Annotated in this window: 10 protein-coding genes; 4 read left to right on the top strand and 6 right to left on the bottom strand. The window is 44.9% G+C overall.

Annotated features, from left to right (window positions below; all coding sequences use genetic code 11):
• Window positions 1-146 precede the first annotated feature (146 nt).
• From AC3Y23_RS11195 to AC3Y23_RS11185, 3 genes are all read left to right on the top strand, one after another.
• The gene (locus AC3Y23_RS11195; protein ID WP_379198744.1) at window positions 147-491 is read left to right on the top strand and encodes a hypothetical protein; all 345 of its coding nucleotides are present in this window, start codon (window positions 147-149) and stop codon (window positions 489-491) included.
• 611 nt (window positions 492-1,102) lie between these two features.
• Window positions 1,103-3,184 (top strand): AAA family ATPase, encoded by a 2,082-nt coding sequence (locus AC3Y23_RS11190; RefSeq protein ID WP_379198742.1) that lies wholly within the window; start codon window positions 1,103-1,105, stop codon window positions 3,182-3,184.
• On the top strand, window positions 3,181-4,065 hold the full coding sequence (locus tag AC3Y23_RS11185; protein WP_379198740.1) for an HNH endonuclease family protein: 885 nt from the start codon (window positions 3,181-3,183) through the stop codon (window positions 4,063-4,065). Before AC3Y23_RS11190 ends, AC3Y23_RS11185 begins: the two co-directional genes overlap by 4 nt.
• 453 nt (window positions 4,066-4,518) lie before the next feature.
• Here AC3Y23_RS11185 and AC3Y23_RS11180 read toward each other — a convergent pair whose 3' ends face one another.
• From AC3Y23_RS11180 to AC3Y23_RS11160, 5 genes are all read right to left on the bottom strand, one after another.
• Window positions 4,519-7,584 carry an ATP-binding protein gene (locus AC3Y23_RS11180; protein ID WP_379198737.1) on the bottom strand — a complete coding sequence of 1,022 codons (3,066 nt, stop codon included), beginning with the start codon at window positions 7,582-7,584 and terminating at the stop codon, window positions 4,519-4,521.
• Between the two features lie 204 nt (window positions 7,585-7,788).
• On the bottom strand, window positions 7,789-8,268 hold the full coding sequence (rlmH, locus tag AC3Y23_RS11175) for a 23S rRNA (pseudouridine(1915)-N(3))-methyltransferase RlmH (RefSeq protein WP_066377914.1): 480 nt from the start codon (window positions 8,266-8,268) through the stop codon (window positions 7,789-7,791).
• Window positions 8,269-8,474: 206 nt separating this feature from the next.
• The gene (locus AC3Y23_RS11170; protein ID WP_379198734.1) at window positions 8,475-9,323 is read right to left on the bottom strand and encodes an EcsC family protein; all 849 of its coding nucleotides are present in this window, start codon (window positions 9,321-9,323) and stop codon (window positions 8,475-8,477) included.
• A 55-nt stretch (window positions 9,324-9,378) separates the two neighbouring features.
• Window positions 9,379-9,537: a hypothetical protein gene (locus AC3Y23_RS11165; RefSeq protein WP_379198732.1), complete on the bottom strand. Its 159-nt coding sequence runs from the start codon at window positions 9,535-9,537 to the stop codon at window positions 9,379-9,381.
• A gap of 51 nt (window positions 9,538-9,588) precedes the next feature.
• A complete protein-coding gene (locus AC3Y23_RS11160; RefSeq protein WP_379198730.1) occupies window positions 9,589-11,001 on the bottom strand; it encodes a hypothetical protein in 1,413 nt (470 codons plus the stop codon).
• A 260-nt stretch (window positions 11,002-11,261) separates the two neighbouring features.
• On the opposite strand from AC3Y23_RS11160, the gene AC3Y23_RS11155 reads away from it, so the two are divergent.
• Window positions 11,262-11,543 (top strand): hypothetical protein, encoded by a 282-nt coding sequence (locus tag AC3Y23_RS11155; RefSeq protein ID WP_379198728.1) that lies wholly within the window; start codon window positions 11,262-11,264, stop codon window positions 11,541-11,543.
• Between the two features lie 173 nt (window positions 11,544-11,716).
• On the opposite strand, the gene AC3Y23_RS11150 is transcribed toward AC3Y23_RS11155, so the two are convergent.
• Complete coding sequence (locus AC3Y23_RS11150) at window positions 11,717-11,884, bottom strand: CxxH/CxxC protein (protein ID WP_066377900.1); 168 nt, start codon at window positions 11,882-11,884, stop codon at window positions 11,717-11,719.
• Window positions 11,885-12,004: the final 120 nt, after the last annotated feature.

Raw genomic sequence — 12,004 nt, 5'->3', positions numbered from 1 at the left:
TTACGTGAAGGTAAATTGCAATTACCGTAACCTACATATTTTACTTGTTATCGTATCGCTTCGCCAGACCGCACCAGAAGCCATTCTGGTGTGTTCTACACCTTACTTCCACGGGCTTCTCAACGGTAATAACGAAGGTTGAACCAGTGAAACAAAAAGACTTACTTCACTCAATCATAAACAAGATCACTGTTAACATTGGGAACAACCCCGACGAAAGAAGCGTCAAGGACATTGAATTGTTCTTTGACGCTTCAATTAACGACGACTTTGTGCTTACTTGTGATACCGTTCACCGTATCATCTTTAAAGCGAAATTGAAAGGCACCCGTTTGGGGCCTTTGGGTGCCTTCACTTGGATCTCACTTCAACGACAGAGTATGGGCATGGGATACGCGAAACGAGTCAATGATAAAGACTCCCTCGACCTTTGGCAATTGAGATTTAAGTCCTGTTACACACTACACATGATTGATTTAGAAGTTCAGTGAACGTCCAATGGTTCGGTTCCTGCAGGACAAAGGGCTGAAATTTATCGCTGATTATTTCCCTGTACTCGTCTGCTTTTTGAACTGCGATGAAATTTTTGATAACCTTCTCTTTAATCATTGCTCTCACAGTGCTGGATAACTCCATAGCCAAGATAATTTTCGGAATAGAGCATTCAACTTGTCCACACGAACATTTTCGGATAAATATGCAGCCAATTTCCCCATGCCAGAGATACCTGCGCCTGTAGAAATACCGCTCCCAACAACAAGTACAGGATTTAATTTAAATGTATATTTTATAAAATCAGAATACTTGTTTTTTCATAGCGTTGTCTCCTTGGATCGAAGCATTAGTCTCATTCATGCTCATAGTTCGACATTTCTCATGAAAAACCTGCTGCCAATTAAGAGGCGTCTAAAAACAAGATATCGTTCTTAAAATATGTAGTGTTATCCATTTTTCGTTATTCAACGGTCGACTGTTTCGAGCTTTTCATGATGGATGGCAGATGTTTCTATACCTCCTATGGAAAAGGCAGGAATTTACCGATGAAAGCTAGAATGATAGAAATTATGTCGAAAATACTAAAATGCTGCTAAGGAGTTACCTTATGATACGAGTTTATAGGGGCAAGCGATCTGAACCGTTTTATCAAGAGTGGAAAGCCCAAGGACTGCTTTCAGATAAATATAAGTTATCAAGAGACTTCATCGAATTCGTAAATGAAAAGTGTGTTTTCTGTGAAACACAAGGCAACGACGAGAAACTTTTCCTAGATTATTATAGGCCCATAAAGGGGGCAAGAAATTCAACAACAGGCGAACTCTTCAAAGACCATTATCGATGGTTAGAAAATGAGTGGGATAATTTCGTCGTTATTTGTCAGCATTGTCTAAGATCAAAGAGTAATCGATTTCCCGTTGAAGGAAGATTGGCACCGATAGACGCATCCGAAAAAGAATTACTTAAAGAAAAAAGATTATTGCTCAATCCGTTTATTGATCATCCAGAAAAACACTTCTTTTATGAAAGAAACGGAAAAATCGGTTCACATACGCAAAAAGGTCTCACATCGATTGACGTTCTAAGTTTGAATCGAGTCGATTTGGTGGCAAGAAGAAACGTGGAAAGTAAGAAGTTTGAAGCCCTCTGCGAGCAATATTTGCAGTATCAAGACGATTCTAGCTTGCTCTACGCTATCGAAGAGAATGTTTCTCCACATGCAGGTATGGCAGGTCTTAAAAGATTTTTGCTCGCGGAAATGATCGAGTCGGGCCAGATGCCGAATAGGAAAGAGCTACTGAGCCCCTTACGTCGAAAGATTGGTACGAATCCCCGTTATTACCAATTGGGGCCGGCTAAAAAGCCTGCAACAATGGAATCAAATATCATTGAAAACCGCGATTTTAACGATCCAAATGGCAGACTGCTCATTCGGGACATATACGGTAAGCAAAGATTCATTGAATCCGTAGAGATTTGCAATTTTCGGGGTATCAAACACATACATCTCGATTTCAGTCGAAGTAAAAGCAAAACGGCCCCATGGTTAATGCTTCTCGGCGAGAATGGGATTGGAAAAAGCTCAATCTTGCAAGCGATCTCGATCACGTTAATGGGACGGCAGGCAAGGGAAGTTCTTAAGTTGAAAGCGCGCGATTTTTTGCGACATGGCGCTGACTTGGGGCATGTCTTCGTTAAATTAACTGGTGAAAATAAACCGGTGAGACTTCTTCTGAGTCAAGGTAGCGATGGGTTTGAAGGAGAACATCACATTTCTCCGAGAGTGTTGATCCTTTCCTACGGTTCGACAAGATTATTGCCGCCAATAAATTATCCGCAAACTAACGACGAACAATGGGTACGCGTAGAAAATCTATTTAATCCTTTTGCTCCTCTAGTCAATGTAGAACAATACTTAACAAGTCTGCAAGAAGAGGATTTTATTAAAATGAGGGAAGCCATCGAATCATTATTTCTTGAACCGGTGCTGTTATCTCGTGAACCCAATGGAATCCTATTCGAATTTATTGAGAAGAAGGAAATGGTACTTTTGAGGGATCTTAGCGACGGGTTCAGAACCATTATTGCACTAGCGGCGGATATCATGATGGTTATGAAAACGAGATGGAACAGCATGGATGCGGAAGGAATCGTCCTTATCGATGAATTAGATGCACATCTCCATCCTCGATGGAATATCGAAATTGTCATTCGGCTCCGTAAAGCATTTCCTATGGTTCAATTTATTGCGACGACGCACAATCCATTAACGTTACGAGGTCTTGATCAAGGTGAACTGTCAGTCATCTTGGAAGATAACAATCGCAACACTGTGATTAGTCAACAATTGCCCAACCAAAAGGATCTGATGATCGACGAAATACTCACTTCGAAGCTGTTTGGATTAAATAACACTTCTCCCGAGATAAATGAAAAATTTAATGAATATTATCTTCTCTTATCCGATCCCAACCCTACTAGAGAGCAGCAAGAGGAGATTAAAAAATATCAATTAGAACTACATACCGCAAGCATGATGGGGACGACGATGCGTGACCGCTTATTCTATGACGCGATTGATCTCTATTTAGCCCATCAAAAGCATAGAAATAGCGAATTAATTGAACGAGACCTTCAGCACGGGATTATGGAGGCCATTGAATTGTTAGAAAGGAAATATTTATTATGATCTACGTAGAAAGAAAGGAGAGACCTGCAATCCTTGATCTAGAAGATCAAGGATCTAAAGGATATATTGAATATCAGGCTGCTCTTACACATTTTAGAACAAATGACCGAGCATTTAACTTCGATGTATATTCAGATCCAAAGGTTAAAGAAGCACTCATCGGCATGTTCCACGGCAAGTGTGCATATTGCGAACGTGAAGTAATTTCCATTGACTATGGGGATGTTGAGCACTTTCGCCCAAAACAAGCTTACAGAAGGGCAAAGGGTCAAGACCTCATTTATCCAGGGTACTACTGGCTCGCAATGGATTGGAACAATCTGTTGCTATCTTGCACTAAATGCAATCAAAAGTATAAAAAAAATCTATTTCCTATAGTTGATGAAAGTCAACGTAAAACGACACATGACGCGCAAATGCAAGAAGAGCCGCTGCTTATCGACCCCTGTAATAAGAATGACGATCCAGCAGCTCATTTCGAATATACTACTGCGGGAGTTATCCAATCCAAGACAGATAAAGGAAAGACATCTATACAAGTATATGGGCTTCATCGCAAAGAATTAAAAGATCGAAGAGAGAAATTCGTTAAGAATATTGAGGATCGGAAAGCTCAGGTGATTCAGTATATTCAAAATGTAAAACTTTTCAGTCGACTGCCTGCGGATCAAGAGATCGCTAAAGCCATTGAGAACAACCTTCGCGATCTGAAGATCTGTTTTGAATTTTTACATAAATCGGTTAACGATCCAACGGAAGAATTCCAAGGCATTGCCCGTAAGTTTGCTACCGATTTTATTACGCGACAAGAGCCGGTTGTGCGCCCGTTGTTGGAGTTATTCGGGAAAATGACAGGAGAGCCCCAAGTACTTGCCAAATAACCTTGGAGCATCTTCAATAGCCACTTTTCTAAACTCTTGAGGTAACAGTTGCTCCACTAGTTAGTATCACCATTGGCATAATATAGAATATTCTCATTCTTCTTTACCACAACAATCACTCGATCATAGTTTGTTGATACTTTTACCGATATCTCAAACTCTATTAAAGAAAGATAAAGGGCGTCTTTCTACTAATATCTACTTATACTTCGCCTTTCTTAGAAAACAACCTACAATTTCGCCCTACTTGTGATACGGTTCAGCTTAACGGGTCTATCGGCGAAAAATCGACCTAAGTGTGCCACTGCATAGGATTTTCCACTGTTTTGCTCATAAAATTAAACAAAGCTCCACGATTTCAAAAATCGATTATGAATCATGTCGGTCAGGAGCAGATCTACAAACCCATAGATCCTTCCTTATATCAGTCTGTTATCGAGTTTTCTTCCCTATTCACTTTTTAACGATAAAGGTAACCGTGGTGCCTTGATGGAGGTTGCTTCGGATTTGCAAACCGCTGCCATAAAGCTGCTTTAGGCGGCGATTAGTATTAGTCAGACCTATGCCTGATTTTCGTCTGGATTCTTTACCCTCCAGCTGCTGGAGGGTCTGATTATCCATCCCAACACCATTATCTGCCACTGACACCTCAGCGTAGGAGCCAAGATCCAGAATTTGAATATGAATGCTCCCGCCTTCGGTACGCTTCAAGATGCCATGGCGGATGGCATTCTCAACCAGCGGTTGGATCGAAAGCGGGGGAATAAGAAGCTCCATGCTCTCATCGATATTCCAAGTTACTTGAAGACGTTCTTCAAAACGTTCTTTTTCAATGAACAGGTAAGATCGAACAAGGTCCAGTTCATTATTCAACGGGATCAAACGCTCAGAATTGCGGAAATCAAAGCTTCCCTGGAGATATTTACCGAATTCAACAAGCAAATTGTGCATGCGGTCTGAGTCAAACTCACTTAAAGCTGCGATGGAATTCAAAGTATTGAATAGAAAGTGCGGCTGAATTTGCGCTTGAAGCCATGCTCCTTCCATCCGCAACCGATCGCTGATGGATTTTTTGATTTCGGTCAATGATCTCACACGTGACCTCAGCTCCATCGCATCAACAGGCTTTGTCACATAATCATTAGCTCCCGCCAGAAAGCCTGCCTCAATATCCTCGGGCCGATTGCGTGCAGTTAGCAGTAGGATTGGCTGCTCCGATACAGAAAAACGATCACGTATGGACCGCGTAACCTCATAACCGGACATAAGGGGCATCATCACATCGGTAATAATTAAATCCCACTCTTGAGAATCCAGATAAGCTAATGCCTCAGCCCCGCTTGTAGCTGTTACGATATCATATCGCTCTATAGACAGAACATTGACCAAGATGCTCAGGTTAATTGGGTCGTCATCGATAGCTAAAATTTTAGGCCTATCTTCAGCTAATGTAGTATTAACTTCGGAAATTAAGCTTGAACTAGCTGCTGCGGTCTCTAAATAGCCTGAAGAGAGCAGAGCAACAGAATCAACATCATCTTGATTACGAGAAATATCAGATAAAGGCAAGGTTAGAGTGAAAGAGGAGCCTTGACCTGGTGTGGAGCTGACAGAAAGCGTTCCATGGTGCAGTTCTACAAGCTGCTTACAGATGTTTAATCCCAGTCCAAGTCCAACTACACTTGCGGTTTGTTCCCCTTCACCTTGCTCATAGGGTTGAAAAATTCTTTGCTGTGTTTCCAGATCCATCCCAATTCCAGTATCCGTGATATGTATGTGGGCTTTATGATCTATAATTTGTGCCCCTATTGTGATAGAGCCTTCGTTAGTGAATTTCACAGCATTATGCAGCAGATTAAACAGGATCTGAATCAGGCGATTCTCATCTGCGATAACGTAGGGGAAATTATCCGGGATGTTATGAATAAGTCGAATGGATTTGCCTTCCGTCATAAATCGCAGCATATCCAATACGCCTGTAGCAAGGGTTTGCACTTGAATATTCTCGACCTGAAGCCGCACACGGCTCTCTTTAAGCATCGTTACATCCAGCAAATCATTCAGCAAGAAGGACATCCGTTTTCCTACAGAAATAAGCAGCTTCATATGTTCTTTATTTTTATCTTCATCATATCTGCTTTCGCTATTTAGGACGGTTTGGGCTATATTGAGCATGCCGTGCAATGGGTTTCTCAGCTCATGAGAGGTATTAAGCAGAAAGTCATCTTTCAGCTTATCCGCTTTTTGAAGCTGCTCTGTGAGCTTTGCTCTCTGCAAGTTGGAACGAACATAACCTCTAAACCAGAAGGCACCAAAGGCGACACTGGTAATGACCATATCGAAAGGGTAGAAGTTCATTTCAATGATGCCTGTATTTTTAATAACGCCCCAGATCGAACTCGTTGTTAAACCCGTTAAACCGAATAATAAATAAATCGCATCTTCATTGCCCTTTCTAACTGAACGGTATATTAGGACTGGGAGCACAAAGAAAGGGACAACGATTATAAATGTATGAAGAGTATCAGCAAGCATGATCGTTTTGACCGGCAGAATCAGCACAAATAAGGCATAAACTGCACATAGGATTGAATACCAACGGAAGCTCTTATAGGTTGCATATTCGGGCAAAAGCAATTTGATATATTGAGTCATAAACGCGGCGACGCCAAGATATGCCAGGTAATATAGCTTTAAAGTCCAATGGTAGTTTACAGCAGACCAAGCCGGCAATAACCGATCATCGTCGATCAGGATAGTGATAATAGCACAAAGCATCAGTATCACAAAATAGAGCAGTGCTCTCTGTCTAGTTCCCATCCAATATAAGATTAATGCATAGATGACATGCATCAGAAGGAGAAGACAAACCGCTACCTGTGCGACTACTGAAAATCCGACAGCCTTGTCGATAGCACGATCAGTGCCGAATTTAACAGGAAAAAACAGACCTCCCGACAAACGGTCGGTATAGTTTGCTACAACTATAATAATTTCGATCTCGTTCTGATCGGTGGCAAAAGAAGCGGTATAAGGCACATTGCCAGCGGTGTATTGCTCTGCGTTAGCGGCAGGATTACCGGAATGGGCCAACAAGCGTCCATTGACATAAAGCTTAGAGGAGGAAGCGATACTGGGCATACGGATACTAAACAATTGGTCTTTATCAGGATCGATCAGGAGCCGTAAACGGTAGCTTCCGTAACCGAAGGTTGGATTTTTATCGTCATCTATAGCGTTGTTCCAGGTTCCCGGTACATCAATAAACACTTTATCATCGGGGATGAAGTGCTCGCTATTGTTCTTCTGTTGAAGCAATAAACGAGGATAAAACTCCCACTGCCCATCGAGTGATAGCGTACGATTGTCCGTGAAGTCCCAATTTCGTAAATCCAATTCACCCTTAATGGCATGAAGATGATCAGGAGTAGTTTGAAAAAGTATCCATATGATTCGCATTGCCGTTAGGATTAGGAAAAAGCAGCCGACTTTGAAAAGAAATTTTTTTCTGGTTATCATAAGCATATCTTCGACAAAAAATGCTGTATTCCTCCCGTTAATGAAATGAACAAGCACCGTTTCACATTATTACCGCCTTTTTAGCCCGAATTAAGCAGCGAAAATACGCCTAGGTGTGCCGCGGCGGCGTTCCGGGCTTAATGGCAACTTGTGCATTTTGCAATTCGGCTCTGAACCGAACTTTCTACAGCAAATTTTTCGCCGTCACTTATGATAAGGTTCCCCCCGATTTATCTTCACCGCGCGATAAATCTGCTCCACCAACACCAGGCGCATGAGCTGATGGGGCAGCGTCATGCGCCCGAAGCTCATGCGCTGCTGCGCGCGGCGCATAACATCGTCGGAGAGCCCGTGGCTCCCTCCGATAACAAAAACAACATGGCTCGTCCCATAGGTGCCGAGCCGGTCGATCTCTCCGGCAAGCTCTTCCGAGCTCCAGAGCTTGCCGTCGATCGCGAGCGCAATGACATGCGCCTCGCTTTTAATCTGCGCGAGGATACGTTCGCCCTCGCGCCCCTTCACCTGCACCACCTCTGCTTCGCTCAGAGAGTCGGGTGCTTTTTCATCCGCTACCTCAATCACTTGGAATTTGAGGTAAGGCGTCAGCCTTTTCGCATATTCCGCGATGCCATCAATCAAGTACTTTTCCTTCAATTTACCTACGCCAATAATCTGAATTAACATATGACCCTCCATCTGTTTGCTTACAACACTATGTCTAAAATCTATCTTCTTTCATGGGGTGTAACTCCAGCGAAAGGCCCTGGCGTCACTATGGTAGCATGTCTAAACTTCCAGTCGCTCTTGCCCCAGACTTTTTCTCTATAAACCGCTTCTACCGATTCAAATCTGAAACTCTTACTCCTACAGCTCCAAGCTCTTGTCTCCGCCTACTCCCCTGCTCCCCGCAACTCCACCATCCGCGCCAGAATCCTTCTCTTCCGGTACAGCATCCGCGCAGCCTCACCTACATCCTCAATCGTTTTGCGATTGGTATAAGCGCCAAAAACAATTCCCGCCACCGGGACCATCTGCAACAGCTTTTTCCAACCGAAGTTGTCCCGGTATACGGTGATGACTTCGTGCCAGCCCTTGATTTTGGATACGGCCGCGTTTGTTCCTTCCAGGATATCGCCGCTGCCTCCTGCTTGCAGATTCAGCTCTTCCAGAATCGCCTGCTTACCCACGATGTCTGAGGAAGCAAACTGCATCACTTTTACCGTGAATACCCGTTCCGCCTTATCGGTCGGATCATAGCCATAGCACAAGCCGATCTCCTGAATAACCTTCAGGGATAGGCCTAGAATAGCCGGAATATCTACTGCCAGGGTGAACACGCCGCCAACTCCAGTGGTCGCCCCCTGAATCGTCGCTGTCTCCCGTCCATTCTCGATGAGCTGAAGTGCTGACGCATCCATGACAGACAAGGAATAAGGACCTCGCTCCGACCCGCCAGCGGCCTGACTTTGGGAAGCCACGAGGGTTCCTACCTTACGTCCCGCTACCAGATAGTTGCCACCGTTCTGGATATAGCCCCCCAATTCGTCGAGCAGTTGGCCTATTTTATCGTGAATAATCTTCGGTGTAATCTTGTCCAGTAATTTAAAAGGGAGACGGGACATGCGGTCCCAGATCATCAGCTTTTTCTGCTCTTTTTCCCACTTCGTGACCTCAGCCAGTGCGGCTTCAAGCCGATCCAGTGTCTCTAACTGTGCAGATGGATGTTGTGGATGCGCCATTTTGAGAACCTCCCTAATGGTATACGGGGCTTAGCTGCCCCTGATCAAATCATCTTTATTTAAAAGATATACGTCTGAGCAGATGATCAGGTCCATATTTCAGTCCACCCTGTGACCATTCCCCGATTACCGCCCAGCGTAATTCCGCTGCTGCCGCTTTTCTTTTAGTGTACCACAATGTGCCGTCCTTCAAGACAGCCGTACGTATACGCACAAAAGCACCCGCTACCCGCGGATGCTTTTTATATAGATAAATTCGATCCCATTACACCAGAAACATTGCCACAATCGTCGTCACCGCCAGCCCCAGCAGTACAGGCTTCAGGTTGCGCCGGGCCAGCTCGAACGGACTAACACCGCAGATGGCGGCTGCCGGAATGAGCGCCCACGGGATCAGCGTACCCCCGCCGACCCAGATCGCGGCCACCTGCCCCAAAGCGGTCAGCGTTGCTGCCCCGGTATGAATAGCAGATGCGAATAGCTGCGCAATAGAGCCAGCCAGTGAAATCCCGGAGAAGCCCGAACCATCCAGCCCGGTGATCGCCCCGATCACAGTCATGGTGACAGCGCCCACCGCACCGTTAAGCGGAACATGGTTCGCCAGCGCCACACCGAGGTCGTTCACGATGCCGTGCGAGGCATCCGGGAGTACTTTTCCGAACAGTTCCGTGAACGCCGAATCACCCAGATAGAAAAAAGCCGCAATCGGAATCACCGGACCAAACACCTTGAATCCAAAAACAAATCCTTCTATTAAATAGGATGTGATCTTTTCGAGCCCCCGGTTGCGGTGGGCCAGCATGGTGATGGCGATCAGAATGAGTACCGCCGTGCCGCCAACGAGCGCTGTGGCATCCCCGCCTTGCAGTTTCAGAACGAACATCGCAACAACATCGACTAGGAATAGAAGCGGGATGACGATCGCCAGCGTTTTTTTGCCACGGGGACTAATCAATAACGGCCCTATGAGCTGTTCACCCACCTCCGTGAGCGTACTACCTCCTTTTACCGTGACCAGCCCATCCCGCCACATTCCATTCTTCTGATCTCTGCGCATCAGCCAGAACGCCGCCACCGTCGTAACCACCCCCATAACAATCACGAGCGGGACACTGGCCTCCATTACACTGCTTACCGGGAGTCCGGCTGCGTCTGCGGTGAGTTTGGGGGCGCCCTGAATAATGTAATCCCCGGATAGCGCGATACCATGACCGAACAGATTCATCGCCATGGCCGCGCCCAGCGCAGGCAGACCGACACGAACCGCAACAGGCAGCAATACAGCACCGATCAGAGCGACCGCCGGCGAAGGCCAGAAGAATAGGGACGTCACCATCATAATGATGCCAATTCCCCAGTAAGCCATGGACGGCGTACGAATGAAACGGCTGAGCGGCGCAACCATCGTCTCATTGATCCCGGTAATAATCAGTATCCGGCTCATCGCTACAATAATGGAGATAATCATGATCGTACCGAGCAGCTCTTTGGTCGCATAGACAAAAGAATTGAAAATCCCCGACACCGAACCGCTCAGCGTATTCGTCGCTAATAGGCCCAAGGCAAAAATCCCAACCACACAGATCATTGTTGTATCCCGCCGCCGGATCAGTAGGCCAAGGATGAACACAATGAACACCAGATACACATAATGGATCGCTGATAGCTCAATCCCCATGATCGTGCGCCCCTTTCTCACCTGTAACTCAGTAGGTGCTATATGCTATGCAGGGGCATGGGCGAAAGTTCGACATCAGGTGCCTATAGGGGAAATAAAAAGGGGCATTTTTTAGCTGCTAATCGCATGGCAATTTCTTGGACTTAACTATCCATTAACCTCATGCAAATTAGTTTAGAAGCATAGCTTAAAGATGAGACTGAAACAGAAAATAAATGTTATAATTTGTATATAACGTCCAGTTTCAAGGAGGGGAGTAAATGAACAGAATAAAGCAAAACATGCCCGCTTTGCTGATTATTTTAGGTGTTGTCTTATTTTTCTTGGTATTCAGTAGAGCTCATACATCCGCTATTGTTCAACTCTCAGAGATATCAAAAGATAGTATTGTTGTAATAAACGCGGTTGGAGAAAAAACAAAAGTGAGAGTGCCTTCTAAAATTGACACCAGTACTCTTAATGAGCAATCTTATTATTTTGTAAGCTATAGCTCAAGTTTTTTTCAACGGAACCGCTTTGATAAAATAGAAATATCACACTAAAAGAGGGAGGGCACATTGCTCATCTCACTCAAACAGCAAACCCTCCATAAATACCGCGATATTATTGGAAGTTTGGAAGCCAGGTGGCTATCCCTGACCCTATATTGAGCATTAAAAAAAGAACGTGAACACTCACGTCCTTTTCATCATCTTATCATTTACGTACAGGCCTTTTACACGACCAAATACTCAGCATTCTTCTCACATTCCGCACATTTCGCCGGCGGGTCCCAGTCAGAGAACTCCGTTTCCTTCAGATCCACAACATCCGGTGCGTCTTCGTACTCGTCCACAAACCTGTCAATGGCTAGCTCCACGTGTTCCTTACACACTACATACATTCAACCAAGCATCCCTTTCTGTGCCGCTGCGGCGTAATACTCCTTCTACTGTTCTACCACACTTCCAGGTAAAAGGGAACTCCCCGCCGTCGATTCCTGTCATTTCCTTAGAGGTGGATG

This window comes from Paenibacillus sp. MAHUQ-45, assembly GCF_058133325.1.
The sequence above is the reverse complement of the archived record's forward strand: the minus strand, read 5'-3'. Positions and strand labels throughout refer to the sequence as shown.

Coding starts and splice junctions, on each gene's coding strand:
- rlmH (WP_066377914.1), bottom strand. CDS start 8,268: ATGTTAATTCAGATTATTGGCGTAGGTAAATTGAAGGAAAAGTACTTG.
- AC3Y23_RS11150 (WP_066377900.1), bottom strand. CDS start 11,884: ATGTATGTAGTGTGTAAGGAACACGTGGAGCTAGCCATTGACAGGTTT.
- AC3Y23_RS11160 (WP_379198730.1), bottom strand. CDS start 11,001: ATGGGGATTGAGCTATCAGCGATCCATTATGTGTATCTGGTGTTCATT.
- AC3Y23_RS11185 (WP_379198740.1), top strand. CDS start 3,181: ATGATCTACGTAGAAAGAAAGGAGAGACCTGCAATCCTTGATCTAGAA.
- AC3Y23_RS11155 (WP_379198728.1), top strand. CDS start 11,262: ATGAACAGAATAAAGCAAAACATGCCCGCTTTGCTGATTATTTTAGGT.
- AC3Y23_RS11170 (WP_379198734.1), bottom strand. CDS start 9,323: ATGGCGCATCCACAACATCCATCTGCACAGTTAGAGACACTGGATCGG.
- AC3Y23_RS11180 (WP_379198737.1), bottom strand. CDS start 7,584: ATGATAACCAGAAAAAAATTTCTTTTCAAAGTCGGCTGCTTTTTCCTA.
- AC3Y23_RS11190 (WP_379198742.1), top strand. CDS start 1,103: ATGATACGAGTTTATAGGGGCAAGCGATCTGAACCGTTTTATCAAGAG.